This is a genomic window from Brevundimonas sp. GCM10030266 (assembly GCF_042666595.1).
GTDB lineage: Bacteria > Pseudomonadota > Alphaproteobacteria > Caulobacterales > Caulobacteraceae > Brevundimonas.
The window spans coordinates 545,776-561,541 of the sequence record NZ_JBHTCY010000001.1; the positions used below are offsets into that span (position 1 = coordinate 545,776).

At 69.0% G+C, this 15,766-nt stretch carries 13 protein-coding genes; 4 read left to right on the top strand and 9 right to left on the bottom strand.

Annotated elements, in window-relative coordinates:
* On the top strand, nucleotides 1-1,008 hold the full coding sequence (locus ACFQQC_RS02950; protein ID WP_376859526.1) for an aspartyl protease family protein: 1,008 nt from the start codon (nucleotides 1-3) through the stop codon (nucleotides 1,006-1,008).
* A 16-nt stretch (nucleotides 1,009-1,024) separates the two neighbouring features.
* On the opposite strand, the gene lpdA is transcribed toward ACFQQC_RS02950, so the two are convergent.
* The 4 genes from lpdA to ACFQQC_RS02970 form a co-directional block, all read right to left on the bottom strand.
* Nucleotides 1,025-2,434 carry a dihydrolipoyl dehydrogenase gene (gene lpdA / locus ACFQQC_RS02955; RefSeq protein WP_376859528.1) on the bottom strand — a complete coding sequence of 470 codons (1,410 nt, stop codon included), beginning with the start codon at nucleotides 2,432-2,434 and terminating at the stop codon, nucleotides 1,025-1,027.
* Nucleotides 2,435-2,542: 108 nt separating this feature from the next.
* Nucleotides 2,543-3,028 carry a hypothetical protein gene (locus tag ACFQQC_RS02960; RefSeq protein WP_376859530.1) on the bottom strand — a complete coding sequence of 162 codons (486 nt, stop codon included), beginning with the start codon at nucleotides 3,026-3,028 and terminating at the stop codon, nucleotides 2,543-2,545.
* Nucleotides 3,029-3,123: 95 nt separating this feature from the next.
* Entirely contained in the window at nucleotides 3,124-5,007 is a 1,884-nt protein-coding gene (locus ACFQQC_RS02965) for an ATP-binding protein (protein ID WP_376859532.1), read from the bottom strand.
* A 210-nt stretch (nucleotides 5,008-5,217) separates the two neighbouring features.
* Nucleotides 5,218-8,031 carry a TonB-dependent receptor gene (locus ACFQQC_RS02970; RefSeq protein ID WP_376859533.1) on the bottom strand — a complete coding sequence of 938 codons (2,814 nt, stop codon included), beginning with the start codon at nucleotides 8,029-8,031 and terminating at the stop codon, nucleotides 5,218-5,220.
* Nucleotides 8,032-8,277: 246 nt separating this feature from the next.
* Between ACFQQC_RS02970 and ACFQQC_RS02975 the strand changes: the two genes are divergently transcribed.
* The gene (locus ACFQQC_RS02975; RefSeq protein WP_376859535.1) at nucleotides 8,278-9,378 is read left to right on the top strand and encodes a phytase; all 1,101 of its coding nucleotides are present in this window, start codon (nucleotides 8,278-8,280) and stop codon (nucleotides 9,376-9,378) included.
* Here ACFQQC_RS02975 and ACFQQC_RS02980 read toward each other — a convergent pair.
* Together ACFQQC_RS02980 and ACFQQC_RS02985 are read right to left on the bottom strand one after the other, a co-directional pair.
* Complete coding sequence (locus ACFQQC_RS02980; RefSeq protein ID WP_376859537.1) at nucleotides 9,375-10,064, bottom strand: TMEM175 family protein; 690 nt, start codon at nucleotides 10,062-10,064, stop codon at nucleotides 9,375-9,377. The genes ACFQQC_RS02975 and ACFQQC_RS02980 overlap by 4 nt on opposite strands.
* Before the next feature lie 19 nt (nucleotides 10,065-10,083).
* The gene (locus ACFQQC_RS02985) at nucleotides 10,084-10,782 is read right to left on the bottom strand and encodes a MarC family protein (protein ID WP_376859539.1); all 699 of its coding nucleotides are present in this window, start codon (nucleotides 10,780-10,782) and stop codon (nucleotides 10,084-10,086) included.
* Between the two features lie 98 nt (nucleotides 10,783-10,880).
* On the opposite strand from ACFQQC_RS02985, the gene pyrF reads away from it, so the two are divergent.
* Nucleotides 10,881-11,597 (top strand): orotidine-5'-phosphate decarboxylase, encoded by a 717-nt coding sequence (pyrF, locus tag ACFQQC_RS02990; RefSeq protein ID WP_376860838.1) that lies wholly within the window; start codon nucleotides 10,881-10,883, stop codon nucleotides 11,595-11,597.
* A gap of 4 nt (nucleotides 11,598-11,601) precedes the next feature.
* Here pyrF and ACFQQC_RS02995 read toward each other — a convergent pair whose 3' ends face one another.
* The gene (locus ACFQQC_RS02995) at nucleotides 11,602-12,438 is read right to left on the bottom strand and encodes a hypothetical protein (protein ID WP_376859541.1); all 837 of its coding nucleotides are present in this window, start codon (nucleotides 12,436-12,438) and stop codon (nucleotides 11,602-11,604) included.
* Nucleotides 12,439-12,583: 145 nt separating this feature from the next.
* Nucleotides 12,584-12,766, bottom strand: a complete 183-nt coding sequence (locus tag ACFQQC_RS03000) for a DUF1674 domain-containing protein (protein ID WP_376859543.1) — start codon at nucleotides 12,764-12,766, stop codon at nucleotides 12,584-12,586.
* 161 nt (nucleotides 12,767-12,927) lie between these two features.
* Between ACFQQC_RS03000 and htpX the strand changes: the two genes are divergently transcribed.
* Nucleotides 12,928-13,902, top strand: coding sequence for a zinc metalloprotease HtpX (gene htpX / locus ACFQQC_RS03005; RefSeq protein WP_376859544.1), 975 nt, complete (start codon nucleotides 12,928-12,930; stop codon nucleotides 13,900-13,902).
* A gap of 1 nt (nucleotide 13,903) precedes the next feature.
* On the opposite strand, the gene recQ is transcribed toward htpX, so the two are convergent.
* Nucleotides 13,904-15,760: a DNA helicase RecQ gene (gene recQ / locus ACFQQC_RS03010; RefSeq protein ID WP_376859546.1), complete on the bottom strand. Its 1,857-nt coding sequence runs from the start codon at nucleotides 15,758-15,760 to the stop codon at nucleotides 13,904-13,906.
* Nucleotides 15,761-15,766 lie beyond the last annotated feature (6 nt).

The following is a 15,766-nucleotide window of genomic DNA, read 5'->3' on the forward strand; positions in this document are numbered from 1 at the left end:
GTGCCCCGCGACCACGCCGTGACGCCGGATCGACGCCTCATTCTGTGCGGCCTGACCGCCACGGCGGCGTTCGGGCGAGCACCCGGCGCCGCGGCCCAGACGCCGGACCTGACCCCCGACCCCACGCCCATCCCGCTGCTGGCCAATCTGTTCACCCGCGTCGGGGCGGCGGTGACGGTCAATGATCAGGGGCCCTGGACCTTCGTCATCGACACCGGCGCGGGCTCAACCGCGATCGCGGACACCCTGGCGGCGCGTCTGCGCCTGCCGCTCCTGTCACCGCTGACCGTCCACGGCATCACCACCGCAACCCGGACCGAGAGCGTCCGCGTCGATCAGATGCAGCTCGGGGGGCTGACGTTCAGGGATCTGCGATGCCCGGTGCTGTCCCGTGACCAGATCGGCGCCGACGGATTGCTGGGGCTGGATGTCCTGGGCCGCTTCAGACTGGGATTCGATGTCCAGCGACGCGCCGCCAGCCTGAGCGTGCAGGGCGTCCGCATCCTGATGGGCGGCGCCGACATGAGCACGGGCTCCCGTCTTCGCGATGACAGCGTGCGATCAATCCGCGGCCGCTTCGGTCAATTGCTCCTGACCCAGACGATCGTCGACGGCGTGCCGACCGCGGCCTTCATCGACAGCGGGGCCCAGTACTCCATCGGCAATGAGGCGCTGCGGCGGGCGATACTGACGCGTCGGCTCGACAGCGTCCGACCCGACCGGCAGGTGCTGCTCTACGGCGTGACGGGCCAGAGCTTGAGCGCGGATCTCGCCCGGGTGGGCGAAATCCGGCTGGGGCGCGCCCGGCTGGGCGCCACGCCGCTGCTGTTCGCGGACCTGCACTGTTTCCGCACGCTGGACCTCGCCGACCGGCCCGCCCTGCTGATCGGGGCGGACCTTCTCGGCCGGTTCCGGCGGGTGACGCTGGATTTCCCCAACAACACCGTCGCCTTCGAAGGTCTGCGCCGTCAGACGACCCGGACCGTCGAGGACGCCCTGAGGGGATAGGGGCCGAGCGCCTCGATCAGGCCTGCATGGTCCAGTTGTCGACACCCATCGCGGCCTGCTTGACCGCTTCCGAACGGGTCGGGTGGGCGTGGCAGGTGCGGGCGATGTCTTCCGACGCCGCGCCGAAGGCCATGGCGATGCAGGCCTCGCCGATCATCTCACCGGCCTGCGGCCCGTAGATGTGGACGCCCAGCACCTTGTCGGTCTTGGCGTCGGCCAGAACCTTCACGAAGCCTTCGGTCTCATGGTTGATCTTGGCGCGGCTGTTGGCGGTGAAGGGGAATTTGCCCTTCTTGAACTCGACGCCGGCCGTCTTCAGCTGCTCCTCGGTCTTGCCGACCCAGGCCACTTCCGGGCCGGTGTAGATAACGCTGGGGACCAGATCGTAGTCGACGTGACCCGCCTTGCCGGCGATGTATTCGATCACGGCGACGGCTTCTTCTTCCGCCTTGTGGGCCAGCATCGGACCATGGGTCACGTCGCCGATGACCCAGATGCCGGCCTTGCCGGTCTTCAGATGGTCGTTGATCAGGAAGCCGCGCTTGTCGGTCTCGATGCCGACCGACTCCAGACCCAGGCCGGCCGTGTAGGGACGGCGGCCGATGGCGACCAGAACCACATCGCCCTTCAGGGTTTCGGCAGCGCCGCCGGCGGCGGGCTCCAGCGTCAGCTCGACGCCGTCCTTGCCGGTCTTCGCGGCGGTGACCTTGGTGCCCATCTTGAAGGTCATGCCCTGCTTGGTCAGGCCGCGCTGGAAGGCGGTGGCGACCTCGGCGTCCATGCCCGCGCCGACCTTGTCGAGGAACTCGACCACGGTCACCTGGGCGCCGAGACGACGCCAGACCGAGCCGAGCTCAAGGCCGATGACGCCGGCGCCGACGACGATCAGGTGCTTCGGCACGGCCGGCAGCGACAGGGCGCCGGTCGAGTCGATGACCTTGCCGTCAACGAAGTCCACGCCCGGCAGCGGGGTCGGTTCCGAACCGGTGGCGATGACGATGTCCTTGGCGGACAGGGTCGAGACCGAACCGTCGGCGGCAGTGACTTCGACCGCGCCCGGGCCGGTGATCTTGCCCTTGCCCTTGATCCACTCGACCTTGTTCTTCTTGAACAGGAACTCGATGCCCTTGGTCAGGGCGCCGACGCTGTCGGCCTTCTGCTTCATCATCTGCGGCAGGTTGACCTTGGGCGTGCCGACGTCGATGCCGAGGGTCGAGAACTCCTTGCCGGCGACCTCGAACAGCTCCGAGGCGTGCAGCAGGGCCTTGGACGGCATGCAGCCGACGTTCAGGCAGGTGCCACCCAGGGTGTCGCGCATCTCGATACAGGCGGCCTTGAGACCCAGCTGGCCGGCGCGGATTGCGGCGTTATAGCCGCCCGGCCCACCGCCGATGATGACGACGTCGTAGGTAGCGGCTTCGGCCATGGGATCTCTCTGTGTGTTCTGTCTGGGCGCGGGGAAGGCGCGCGGAACCTAACGGCAAGACCGCAGGGGTCAACCGTCCACAGGCATATGGTGACGATCCTTTAGGGATCAGTAGGCGAACTGTCCCGGAATTCTCTGCCGACGCTGACGCCGCGCCGCCACGATCACCAGCACCCCGAGCAGCAGCAGGCCACCGAGGATCAGCCACAGCGGATCGACCGGCAGGCCGCCCAGATCCGCGGACATCGTGGTCGGCCCGGTCGAGCGGGCGGCGGCCTCGCTGCCCCCGTTCCGGTCCATGGCCAGACGCAGCGCGGCGTCGGCCAGGAAGCCGAGGAAGTAGGCGATGGACGCCTTGGTGTTGCCCGCGCCGAGCAACAGGGCCGCCAGCAGGTAAAGCCCGACCGCGCCGGCCCACAGCGCCCAGGCCGGAATGACGCCGAACAGGTCGCCGCCGGTCGCGACTTCGGCCTCGGCGCGCATGGCTCCGACATCCGCCCCGCCGCCGTTCAGCAGGGGCGACAGCAGCGGCCACGCCAGCCAGCCGACATAGGCGAGGATGACGAGGGCGACGAGAGGACGAAGCAGCTTCATGACCGGTCTCCGGAGGCGGCGTTAACCACCCTACACAGGTCCGGGCGAACGTCGATAGCAGAGCGCGATGGTCAGAAGATCAAGCGCCCGGACGTTCAGGCGCTCTGGCGTTCAGCCTCGACGGGCGATTGCGGCAGGGTGATCGAAACCTCCGCGCCGCCGTCCGGCACATCGTCGATCGACAGGACGCCACCCGACTGGCGGGCGAAGGCGTAGGCCTGCGACAGGCCGAGGCCGGCCGCCCCCTCGCGCGTGGTGAAGAAGGGCTCGACCGCCCGGGCCGCCAGATCGCGGTCCATGCCCGGACCGGTGTCCCGCACACTGAGCCGCAGCCCGCCTTCCAGCAGGGTCTCCAGCCGCACGGCGACGGAGCCCTGGGCGCCCACGGCATCGACGGCGTTCTGGGTCAGGGCGCGCACGGCGCCCTCGAAGGCCACCGGATCAAGCCGCACCGGCGCTTCGCCGGACGGCCCTTCGATCATCAGATCCACGCCCGGACCGGCGAGGGCGCGCAGGCGACCTTCCATGCCGCGCAACAGCACCGCGGCGTCCAGCGTCTGGAAGACCGGGGCGTCATCCCCCTGCGAGAAGGCGGTCAGGCGGCGGGTCAGCAGTTCGCCCCGCTGCCCGGCCGCCAGGGCGGCCTGGCCCAGTCGGCGGACCCGTGCGGGATCGTCCGCCTGACGCAGCATCATGTCGAGCGCGCCGGTCATCACCCCCAGCAGGGCGTTGAAATCATGAGCCAGTCCGCCGGTCAGCCGGCCGACGCTTTCCATTCGACGCCCGCCCTGCAGTTCCAGCTCGGCGTCCTCCATCGCCTTGCGGGCGACGGCGCGAGCGGTGTCGGCGTCCTCGCGCGCGGCGGCGGCGGCGGCCAGCGCCTCCTCGGCCTGACGGCGGGCCGTCTCGGTCTCCTCACGCAGGGCCGAGGCTTCCTCCTCCGACATCGCGGGAATGGCGGGTTCGACCTCGACCACCGCCTCTTCCGCCGGCTCGGGGATCGGCGCGAAAGTGATCGCCTCGACGGGCGCCTCGAGCACGGGCTCGGCGACGACGATCTCCTCCGCCACCGGATCGGCGCGTTCGCCGGCCAGCAGCAGGGCGTCAACCTGGCCCGCGGCGTCGGTCAGCGGCAGCATGGTCCAGCGAATGCCCTCCGGCGCCCCATTGCGGGACACGAAGGCTTCGGCCTCGCCCGCCGGGGCGGACAGGGCGGTGCGCAGGGCCTGACGCCCCTCGACCCGCTCATCCTCGGCCAGGAACAGGTCGGCGAAGTCGCCCTCCGCGCTGTCACGACCCAGAACCAGAAGGGCGGTGCGATTGGCCTCGCGCACCACGCCGTTGGCGGCGACGACCACCAGGGCGCTGGAGGCGGCGTCGAACACGCGGCGGGTCAGGTCGTTCTCGAGGATGACGGTCTCGGGCGCGATGGCCTCCGGCGTCTGCAGGCCTTCGGTCTCGACGATGGCGGCGGTCGAACCGGTGATCTGGCCCAGTTCGTTCTCGATCGGCATGGAGGTGACCGAGACCAGCATCTTCTTGCGGGTCGCCGGATTGGACATCAGGTGGTGGAAGCCCTTCACCGTCTGGCCACGCAGGGAGCGGGCGCTGGGCAGCAGATCCGGCGGCACCGGGCGCCCGTCCGGGAAGGTGATCCCCCAGGTCGCCGAGTGGAAACGCAGGCCGATCAGCTCGGCGTCACGGCGCCCCAGAAGCTGGTGGGCGGCGCGGTTGGCGAAGACGAACTTGCCCTGTTTGTCGGTCTCGACCAGGGCGACGGGGATGGCGTTCAGCGTCTCGAACAACCGCTTCTGGGAATCCTCGGCCACCCGCTGGACCAGATCCAGCTGGCCCGAGGCGTCGACGTGCTGGCCCCGGTTGCGGACCGCGAACCAGATCGCGATGGCCGCGACGACATGCCCGCAGATCGCCAAGGCGCCCAGCACCCACATCCAGTTGATCTGGCCTTCGAGAAACATTCGACCTGACTGTCCCGTTCTGGCGCCCATGCGCCGGTTCGGAAGACGCCTTGCAAATGGCGAACCGCGACGGCCGCCTTTCGCCCCCCGGGCGACCTAATCCAAGCCCGCGCCCACGGTCCAGCTTCGCGGTTAACCTTTTTGACGCCGTGCACGAAAAAGGGGCCGGACGTCGCCGCCCGGCCCCTCATCATGGTCTGTCGATCAGCCTCAGAGCTTGAAGCGAACGCCGACGAAGACGTTGTAGCCGAACTTCTCGTACTCATAGGTCCGCTCGCGCGAGCCGTAGTATTTGACGCCGGCCGAGTCCGTCAGGTTCTTGGCCTCTCCGAACAGCTCGATGCCGTTGCCGAAGTCGTAGCTGGTGGTGAAGTCCAGCTGGTCACGGCCTTCAACCCAGAGGTCCATGCCGGCGTTGTCGGCATTGATCTCTTCGAGGTAGTCGCTGCGGTCCGTGTACGACAGGCGGGCCGAGAAGCCGCCCAGTTCGTAGAACACCGCCACGTTGTAGTTGTTTTCCGACTGTCCCGGCAGGGCGAAGGTGTTGCGGGGGGTGTCCTCTCCGTAGAACTGGTCCGTTTTGATCTCGGCTTCCGTCCAGGTGTAGTTGGCGAACACGCCGAAGCCCGACATCCAGCCCGGCAGGAAGCCGAACTTCTGCTGCCAGTTCAGCTCCAGGCCCATCAGATGGCCTTCCGGCGCATTGACCGGGGTCTCGAACGCGGCGTCAAAGACCGTGCCGCCGATGGTGACGGTGTCCTCGTACTTCAGGATGTAACGGTAGTCCGTCAGGTCCTTGTAGAAGGCGTTGGCCGACAGGACGCCCAGCGACGAGAAGTAGTACTCCAGACCGAAGTCGACGTTGTTCGACAGGGTCGGCTGCAGATCCGGGTTGCCGATCTCATAGGAGATGTCGGTGCCGTCCGTTTCCTCGACGCGGCGCGGCACGATCTGGCTGAACTCCGGACGCGAGATCGAGCGGGTCAGGGCGAAACGACCGATCAGGTTGTCCGAGAAGCTGTGACGGACCGTCAGGTTCGGGAAGAACTCGGTGTCATCACGGCTGACCGCGGCGGTCGAGAGCACCTCGTCGATCACGGTCGGAGCCGAGCCGTCGAAGCTGGTCTGTTCGACGCGAAGACCCACGGTGATGTTGGTCGCGCCGATGTCGAAGCGCGCCTGACCGTAACCGGCCAGGATGTCTTCCTGCGCGGTGTAGTCGGCGACCAGCGAGTCGGGCATGCGACGCGGCGAGGCGGCCTTGGCGGCGGCCAGATAGGCGTCAACCAGGCCTTGGTCGAACTGGGTGCCCAGGTGGTAGCCGAAGTTGCGCCCCTGCGCCGTACCCCACAGCGAGGCCAGCGTGCCCGGGTTGGCCGAGGCGTCGCGGTTACGCTGCCGCTCTTCGTCCGCCGTGACGTCGCGGGTGCTGTACTTCAGGCCGAACTTCCAGTCGACCGACAGACCGGCGAACTGGCTCGGGATTTCCAGGTTGGTGCGGAAGGCGACGTCTTCCTGCTGGGTGGTGTTCGAGCGGAAGGTGTTTTCACGGAACGAGAAATTGCCCGGCGTGGCGAAGAAGCCGGTCGCCGTGTCGCCGAAGATCGGATTGCCCGGCGCGTAGAAATAGGTCGGGGCGTAGTGGTTGGCGGTGTCATAGCCCAGAGTGGTCGCGCTGGAGCGGTACACTAGCTCGTCGCGGTGCGGGTAGGTCTGCTCGCTGTCCGCCCACGACAGATCGGCGTCCCAGGTCATGCCGTTGTCGAAGGTGTGCTCGCCGCCCACCACCAGGGTGGTGATCTCGTTGTTCTGGGTCCGGTGACGCAGGCCACGATAGATGCGGGCGCCGGTGTAGCTCGCGGTCGTGTTCGTCGCGCCCGGCTGCAGCGTGCCGTCAGCGTAGGCAAGGATCAGGGTGTTGCGGTACTCGTTGTCCTCGAACTGGGCGAACGAACCCCGGGCGAACAGGCGGGTCTGGTCGCTCGGACGCCATTCCAGGGCGCCGGTCAGGGCCTGACGGGTACGCTGGGTTTCGTACTGCTTGAAGAGGGTTTCCTCGAGCACGAAGATGTCGCCCTCGGGGGTCCAGGCGTTCTCGATGTTCTCGGGACGACGGTTGGTTTCCGAGTAGCTGAGCGACACCAGGGCGCCGAACTGTTCGTCCGCGCCGAAGACGTTCGACACGGTCGCACCGGCGCGCACGTCCTCGCCGCCGTAATCATTGTAGCTGCCGCCGGCATAGCCGCTGACGGCCAGACGACGGTTGTCGAACGGCGAACGCGTACGGATGTTGACGGCGCCGGCGATCGAGTCGGCGTCCTGGCTCGGCAGGAGGGTCTTGGAGACCTCGATGTTCGAGACGATGTCGCTGGGCAGGGTGTCCAGATCGACGGCGCGGGTGCCCGGATCGACGGCCGGGACGGTGACGCCGTCCACCGACACGGCGGTGAAGGCCGAGGGGGCGCCGCGGACGTTGATGTAACGGCCTTCGCCCTGGTCGCGCTGGATGGCGATGCCGGGCACGCGCTGCAGCGATTCAGCGACGTTCGGGTCCGGGTAACGGCCGATGGCGTCGGCCGACAGGACGTTGATGGTGCCGTCGGCGTTGCGCTGCTGGTTCAGCGAGCGGGCAATGCCGTCGGTGATCACGCCGGTGACGATGACGTCTTCCAGGTTGCTCGCGTCGACGACGCCCAGGGTGACCGACAGGCTGACCGCTTCACCGCCGGTGGCCGTGATGCTCTGGGTCACGTTCGGCAGGCCGATGTAGCGAACGTCCAGGGTGGTCTGGCCTTCCGGCACGTTCAGGATGAACTGGCCGTTGGCGTCCGATACGGCGCGGGCGCCCGAGCCGCGCACGAGAATCTCGGCGCCGGCGAGGGGCGCGCCCTCTGCGTTGATCACGCGACCATAGACGGTCGGCGAGATGGCGGCCAGGACGGCCTGGTCCTCGTTCGCGGCCATGGCCGGGCTGGCGGCGGCGAACGTCAGGACGCTCGCGCTCATGAGCAGGTGCAGCTTCATTTTTCGATGATCCCCATCCCCGGCGACATTTCGCCTCGGGCTTGGAGGTCGCCCTTACTGCGCACTGGCGACGTCAAGGCGACGAAACAGCGACGCTGGTTTCTACCTTTTCGAACGCAGTTGTGACGATTGATCGCCCTACGGATCGTTGGTCATTAAGTTGACGTCGAAGCGTCACCGGACCGTTCTTGACCGTGTCCGAAAGAGCGTGATCTGGCGCTCCCCATGACCCTGGAGCCCTCCGTCATGACTGTCCGGACCCTGATCGCCACCGTCGCCGCCGCGGCCCTGCTGTCGGCCTGCGCCACCCACGAGGTTGACTACCAGGGCGAGGGCGAAGGCGTCGTCGGCGCGGGCACGCCGGTCCATGCCGTGCTCGAGACCCCGTCCGTCGGCACCGCCGGCGAGGACGCCGCCGACGATCCCGCCATCTGGGCGTCGGCCACGCCGGTCCATGTAAAGGGCGCCAGCGTCGGCGGATGGGTCGCCGGCACCGACAAGAAGGCGGGCCTCTACATCTACGGTCTCGACGGGACGATCCTGCAGTTCCTGCCGGAGGGCCTGCTGAACAACGTCGATGTGGTCGAGGGACTGAGCATCGGCGGTCGTCCGCAGGTGGTTCTGGGCGCCAGCGACCGCACGCCCGGCAAGGTCGGCATCGCCCTGTATGCCTTCGATCCGGCGGGAACCGGTGACAACGCCGTGCGTCCCTGGGGCAATATCGCCACCGACGTGGTCGAGCCCTACGGCTTCTGCTTCGCCCGCCGCGGCGATGAGGTTCACGCCATTCTGGTCGGCCACGAGGGTGAACTGCGCCAGTTCGTCCTGACCGTCGGCGCCGACGGCCAGCCCTCGGCCCGGCTGGTCCGCCGCGCGGAGATCGGCAGCATCTCGGAGGGCTGCGCCGCCGACGAAGCGACCAACGCCCTCTATATCGCCGAGGAGAACGTCGGCGTCTGGCGCTATGATCTGGACCCAGCCTCGGGCGCCGCGAGGACACTGATCCAGCCGATCGCGCCGGGGGTTCTGGTCGCGGACGCGGAAGGCCTGACCATCCTGCAGGACGGCGCCGCCAGCTATCTGATCGGCTCCAGCCAGGGCGACTCGACCTTCCCCGTCTGGCGCATCGACGGCGCCGCGCCGCAGTACAGGGGGCGCTTCGTCGTCACGGACGGCAACGGCGTGGACGGCATCACCGGCACCGACGGTCTGGACGCCCTCGGCGGCCGGATCAGCGACCGTTTTCCGGAAGGCGTGGTCGTCATCCAGGACGATGTGAACGACGTCGGCACCCAGAATTTCAAATACGTCGACTGGCGCGACATCCGCGCCGCGCTTGGGCTTTAAGCCGCCGCCGGCTTCGGCCGCGTCCGCCACATGATCAGACCGACGCCCAGCGGGATCAGGTTGTAGATCACGCCCGGCAGCCAGGGCGCGGCCCCGAGCAGCGGCGTCAGGGCCAGCACGGCGGAAATCAGCCCAACGCCGACGCCGACCAGCCAGGTCAGCTCCCACTGTCGCGCACTGCGGCGGGCGTCCGGCTCGCCGCCCGCCAGCGCCCGATGCGCCTGTGCGAACAGCAGGGCGGTCAGCCCCGCCAAGGCGGCGAAAGCCAGACCGTAGATGACATAGGTCCAGCGGAGATCGCCGAGGGTCGCCATCAAGCCGCTGCCCGGCAGACTGCCGCCCGAGATATGGTGGGTCGCCGTCTCGGTCAGCAGCCTGAGCGGGAAGACGAAGACCAGCACGGCGAACACCACCGCCAGACTGAGGAAGGTGGTCCAGCCGGTCCGGATCGGGGTCAGTCGCGCCCAGTTACGATGGGCCAGCCAGAACAGGGCGATCAGGGCGAAGCCACAGGCGAAGGCCGGGATCCGCGCCAGCGCCCGGGCCAGATCGGCGAACGACTGCAAGGGCTCGGCCCCGGCGATGATCAGCAGGGAGACCGCGAAGGCGAAGGCTGCGTCGACAAAGGCGTCGAGCCGCTGGGACTCCGGCGCGCGGAATGTCCTCACCCCCGCCGATCCGTCCATCGCTCGCTCCCTTCGCCCCCTAGTGGCCGCCGCTCGGATACGGCGTGGTCACGCCCGAGCTGATGATGCCCGGCAAGGCCTCTCCCAGCCCCATCAGGATGAACTGGATCGCCAGCGCACACAGGATCAGACCCAGCACCCGCACCACGATGGCCAGGCCGACGTCGCCCAGAATGCGTCCGATCGGGCCCGTCAGGGCGAAGCTGATGAAGGAGACCACGCAGGCGGCGGCGATGGCGACCAGCGAGGCGACCGTGCCCGCCGGGCCGATCTTCTCGGCCTCGCCCGCCTGGATGATGATGGCCGAGATGGCGCCCGGGCCGATCATCAGCGGAATGGCGAAGGGCACGACCAGCCGCTGGAAGCGCCGCTTGGCGTAGCCGCGCACATCCTTCAGGTCACTGGCCGCATCCTTGTCGGCGAAGCTGGCGATGAAGTCCTCGCGGGCCATGTCCAGGCCCAGCAGCAGCAGCAGCACGCCACCGGCAATGCGGAAGGCCGCCAGTGAGATGCCGAAGAACTGCAGCAGGCCCAGGCCGGTGAAGAAGAAGAAGCCGAGGAAGACCGCCGCGAACACGCAGATCAGCGCCGAAACCGACACCCGCTGGCGCAGGCTGGCCCCCGCGGTCGCCGCGGCGAAGATCGGGATATTGCCGATCGGGTCCAGCAAGGCGAACAGGGTCACGAACAGGTTGACCCCCAGATCGACCGCGTTCATGTGCTGCCCTCGCCCCGCAATTCACTCGACCGTCATAAGGGCTGAGCCGCGCCCGCGCGTCCACCCCCTGACGGGCAGGAGATCGACGAATGACGCCCATGCTCACCGATTCCCGTCTGATCGTCGGTCTGGACCTGCCCTCGCTGGACGCCGCCCGCGCCATGGTGGAGCGTCTGGAAGGCACGGTGACCTCCTACAAGATCGGCCTGACCCTGCTGGCCCGTCCCGGCGGCGTCGCCTTCGCCCACGAGTTGAAGGCGGCGGGGAAGATGGTCTTCCAGGACTGGAAGCTTCACGACATCGGCGCCCAGGTGGAAGGCGCGGCCCGCGCCGTGGCCGAGGGCGGCTGCGACCTGCTGACCGTCCATGCCGAGCCGCAGGTCATGAAGGGTGCGGTCAAGGGCCGCGACGCGGCGGGAACCGGCACGAAACTGCTGGCGGTGACCGTGATGACCAGCCTCTCGGACGCTGACCTGGCCGACATCGGTTATGGCTACACCGCGTCGGATCTGGTCGAGCGCCGGGTGCGTCAGGCGCTGGAGTGCGGCGTGGACGGCGTGGTCTCCAGCCCGCTGGAAGCCGGCCGCGTCCGCGAGATCGCCATCGAGGCGGGACGGCCCGACTTCCTGATCGTCACGCCCGGCGTCCGCCCCGAAGGCGCCGACAAGGGCGACCAGCAGCGCGTCGCCACGCCCCGCGCGGCCATCGAGGCCGGCGCGACCCATCTGGTCGTGGCCCGTCCGGTCGTCGGCGCGGACAATCCGCTGCGCGCGGCATCGGCCATCATCGAATCGATCGACGGTCTGAGGCTCTAAGGGCTCAGCCGCGCTCGCCGGGCTCCTGGCGATACTCCTGCCGCGGCAGGGTGCGGCGGGCGGGCGCGCGACGTTCCGGACGCGGGGCCGCCCGCACCGGCGGTTCGTAGCGCGGCGGCTCCGGCAGATAGGCGGGCGGATAGGGCGCATCGCCGCGGTCGTGGTCACACCTGCAGTCCCGGCGCTCGTCCCGGCCGCGGTAGTCGTCCCGACGGTCGTAGTCGCGGACATCCTCGCGAACCCAGCCGCTCTCGCGGGCTTCATACTCGCTGTAGCGCTCGCGGACCTCGTAGCGGCTCTCGGCATAGCCTTCGCGACGTTCGCTGTAACCATAGCGGCCGCCCCGGTCGTAACCGGCGTCGTCGTAACGGTAGCCGCAACGCGACGGGCGATAATCATCCCGACCGAAGCCGGTGACCACATAGCCGAACGGCGCGGACGGACAGCCCGGACGCGACAGCACCCGCTCGTCATAGACCGCCGGGCCACCGGAATAGTAGCCGCCGGCGTCTCCGCCATAACCGCCGCCGACGTAGAAGGTCCCGCCGCCGACAGCGCCGCGCGCGCCGCCCACGTCATAGGTCCGGGCGTTCAGATAGCTGCGCGCCGAAGCGCCCGCGGAGGCATAGGCCTGGGCCGTGGCGTTGACGTTCACATTGATGTTGGTGTTGCCGCCGCCATGCGGAGGCGCGGGCGGACGATGACCGCCGCCACCGCCGTGACAGCAGGGGGTCGGCGGCTGGGGCGGGTGTCCGCCGCCGCCCCGGCGGTCGCCGGCGTCAGCGGGCGAGGCGACGAGGATCAGCAGGGCGGCGCCGGCCGCGGCGGTGAGCATACGCATGTCACGGACTCCGTTTCAGGAGCCGTTATGGCGCGCGCCGGACAGGCCTCGCCCGCCCTTGCACCGACCGGGGGAGCGACCGGACGCGCTTTCCCCTCAGAGGATGAAAATTAACCCTGACCGCATGCGACGGGTCGACTTCGGCTCAGAAGTCGACCGCGATGCCCTTCTTTTCCCAGTCGCCGAAGCGGGTCGGCTCGGGGCCCTTCGGACCGCCGTGCTCGACCGCCATTTCCGCGGCGTCAGCGGCGGCGCGACGATCCGCCGCCTCGAGCAGGGCACGACGGGCGATCTCGCTCAGGGGGCGCTCGGACGTGGCGTGGGGCACGTCGGCATTGAATGCGGGGGCCGTTTCGGACGGCGCTCCGGGGGCGACTTCGGGTTGTGGGGTGGGATGATCGGTCACAGCATCCTCGCCTTGAGCCAATGCGTTGCAATTCGCAAATTGGGAACGCGGATTTGTCCGCGCCACTGTCGCGTTGGATTTCCATGAACCACCTGAAGACATTCGTCCTGCTGGCCGTGCTGACCGCCCTGTTCATGGGCATCGGCTTCATGATCGGTCGCGTGCCGGGCATGCTGATCGCTCTGGCGGTCGCGGGCGGGATGAACATCTTCAGCTACTGGAACGCCGACAAGATCGTTCTGAAGATGTACCGGGCCCAGCCGGTGGATGAGAGCCATCCGAACGCCGTGGTCCGCACCTATGTGGCCGACACCCTGCAGATGGCGCGTGACGCGGGCATGCCGCGTCCGATGATCGCCATCATTCCCAACGACCAGCCCAACGCCTTCGCCACCGGCCGCAACCCGCAGAACGCCGCCGTCTGCGCCACCACCGGCCTGCTGGACATGCTGACCCGCGAGGAGATCCGGGGCGTGATGGCGCACGAACTGGCGCACGTGAAGAACCGCGACACCCTGACCATGACGGTCACCGCCACCATCGCCGGCGCCATCGCCGCGCTGGCGAACTTCGCCCTCTTCTTCGGCGGCGGCGACGACCGCGAGCGTCCGGGCGGCATCATCGGCACACTGGCCCTGATGATCCTGGCGCCGATGGCCGCCGGTCTGGTGCAGATGGCCATCAGCCGCTCGCGCGAATACGAGGCCGACCGGGTCGGGGCCGAGATCGCGGGTGATCCGAACGCCCTGGCCTCGGCCCTGCAGAAGATCGAGGCCTACGCCCACCGCATCCACAACCCGACCGCCGAGCGCAATCCGGCCTCGGGCCAGCTGTTCATCATCAACCCGTTGGCGGGCAAGGGCGCCGACAACCTGTTCTCGACCCATCCGGCCACCGGCAACCGCGTCCGCGCCCTGATGGAGCTGGCGGTCAAGATGGGACGGCCCGCGCCGCGTCCCGCCCCGGTCGCCCCGGAGCCCCGGGCTGATGTCCAGCGCCCGGCCACGACCTCCGTCCCGGTGACCGGAGACACCGTCCGCCGCGGCCCCTGGGGTTGAGTCAGGCGGCGGCTGACAGGGCCGCCAGCACGCCCTTGCCGTAGCGCTCCAGCTTCGACTGGCCGACGCCCGGGATGTGCTCCAGAGCATGCAGGTCGCCCGGCTCGGCCAGGGCGATTTCCAGCAGGGTCTTGTCCTGGAAGATGACATAGGGCGGCACCCGCTGTTCCGCCGCCCGCTCGCGTCGCCAGTTCCGCAGAACCTCGAACCGGGCGCGGACGTCGGCGTCCATGCTCTCCAGCGCGGCGTTGCGACCGTTGCGGACCCGCTCGCGCGGGGCCGAGACCCGGGCCGGGGTCAGCCGCACCTCGATCACCCGCTCGCCGCGATAGACGGCCCGCACCGCCTCCGGATCGCCCAGCCGGACCAGAGGCTTGCCGTCATTCGGATCCTCGACCAGCAGCCCCTCGAACATCAGGTGGTCGATCACGTCGCGCAGGGTGTGCGAGGCGATGTCCGCCCCGATGCCCCAGGTGGACAGGGCGGTCTCCCACGGCTGGACGTCCTTCGTCTTGCCCAGCAGGTGATCGACGATGCGGGTCTTGCCGAAGCGCTCGCCCAGCCGCTGCACGGCCGCCAGCGCCTTCTGGGCCGGGACGGTGGCGTCGAACAGGGCCGGCGGGTCTCCGCAGATGTCGCAGACGCCGCAGCGGTCCGCGCCGGTCTCACCGAAGTAGCGCCGCACCGTCTGCGGGCGGCAGGTGGCGCCGTCCAGCATGGCGAACAGCCGCCGCGCCTTGGCGACCTGCACCGCCTTGACCTCTTCCGCCATCGGCCGGCCGTCCAGACGGCGCAACGTCCAGGCGATATCGGACGGGCCGTACAGGGTTATGCCCTCGGCCGGTTCACCGTCGCGACCGCCCCGACCGATCTCCTGCCAGTAGGCCTCCAGCGACCCCGGCGGATCGGCGTGGATGACGAAGCGGACGTCGGCCTTGTCGACCCCCATGCCGAAGGCGATGGTCGCCACCATCACCGCCCCGTCCTCGGCCAGGAACCGCTCCAGCCGCTTGTCACGCTCCTTCGTGTCCATGCCTGCGTGATAGGCGATGGCGTTGGTCCCGGCGTCGCGCAGGGCCTGGGCCACCCGGTCGCAGCCGTCCCGGCTGCCGCAGTAGACGACGCCCGACTTGCCGCGCCGTTCCCGCACCAGAGCGATCACCGCCGCGTCGGTCTTGGCGCGCGAGCCGTTCTCCTTGCGGATCGCGGACAGCTGCAGGTTCGGGCGGGCGAAGCTGTCGACCAGAACCTTGGCGCCCTCCAGCCGCAGCGAGCGGACGATGTCCTCCCGCGTCCGGGCGTCGGCGGTGGCGGTGACCGCGATGCGCGGCACGCCGGGGAAGAGCTCGGCCAGTCGACCCAGCGTCCGATAGTCCGGGCGGAAATCATGTCCCCATTGCGAGACACAGTGAGCCTCGTCGATCGCGATCAGGCTCAGCGGCAGTTCGTGCAGGCGATCAATCAGATGCGGCTGCGCCAGTCCCTCCGGCGAGACATAGAGCAGGTCCAGTTCGCCCGCCCGCGCCGCGCGCCAGATGGCCGAGCGGTCGTCCATGGATACGCCGGAATCCAGTCTCGCCGCCGAGACACCCTGCTGCTTCAGCGCTTCGACCTGATCGGTCATCAGGGCGATCAGGGGCGACACCACCAGACCCAGACCCGGCCGTAGCATGGCCGGCACCTGATAGCAGACCGACTTGCCGCCGCCGGTCGGCAGCACCGCCAGCACGTCGCGCCCCGCCAGCACCTCGGCGACCACCTCGGCCTGCAGCCCCCGGAAGTCGGCGTGGCCCCAGACGCGCTCCAGCGTGGCGCGCGCGTCGGCCAGGGTCGGAGCGGAGACTGAGTCGGGGAGCATGGCGGG

Bases quoted from the DNA above. Each gene is read 5' to 3' on its own strand.
- lpdA (WP_376859528.1), bottom strand. From the start codon at position 2,434: ATGGCCGAAGCCGCTACCTACGACGTCGTCATCATCGGCGGTGGGCCG.
- ACFQQC_RS02960 (WP_376859530.1), bottom strand. From the start codon at position 3,028: ATGAAGCTGCTTCGTCCTCTCGTCGCCCTCGTCATCCTCGCCTATGTC.
- ACFQQC_RS02965 (WP_376859532.1), bottom strand. From the start codon at position 5,007: ATGTTTCTCGAAGGCCAGATCAACTGGATGTGGGTGCTGGGCGCCTTG.
- ACFQQC_RS02970 (WP_376859533.1), bottom strand. From the start codon at position 8,031: ATGAAGCTGCACCTGCTCATGAGCGCGAGCGTCCTGACGTTCGCCGCC.
- ACFQQC_RS02975 (WP_376859535.1), top strand. From the start codon at position 8,278: ATGACTGTCCGGACCCTGATCGCCACCGTCGCCGCCGCGGCCCTGCTG.
- ACFQQC_RS02980 (WP_376859537.1), bottom strand. From the start codon at position 10,064: ATGGACGGATCGGCGGGGGTGAGGACATTCCGCGCGCCGGAGTCCCAG.
- ACFQQC_RS02985 (WP_376859539.1), bottom strand. From the start codon at position 10,782: ATGAACGCGGTCGATCTGGGGGTCAACCTGTTCGTGACCCTGTTCGCC.
- pyrF (WP_376860838.1), top strand. From the start codon at position 10,881: ATGCTCACCGATTCCCGTCTGATCGTCGGTCTGGACCTGCCCTCGCTG.
- ACFQQC_RS02995 (WP_376859541.1), bottom strand. From the start codon at position 12,438: ATGCGTATGCTCACCGCCGCGGCCGGCGCCGCCCTGCTGATCCTCGTC.
- htpX (WP_376859544.1), top strand. From the start codon at position 12,928: ATGAACCACCTGAAGACATTCGTCCTGCTGGCCGTGCTGACCGCCCTG.
- recQ (WP_376859546.1), bottom strand. From the start codon at position 15,760: ATGCTCCCCGACTCAGTCTCCGCTCCGACCCTGGCCGACGCGCGCGCC.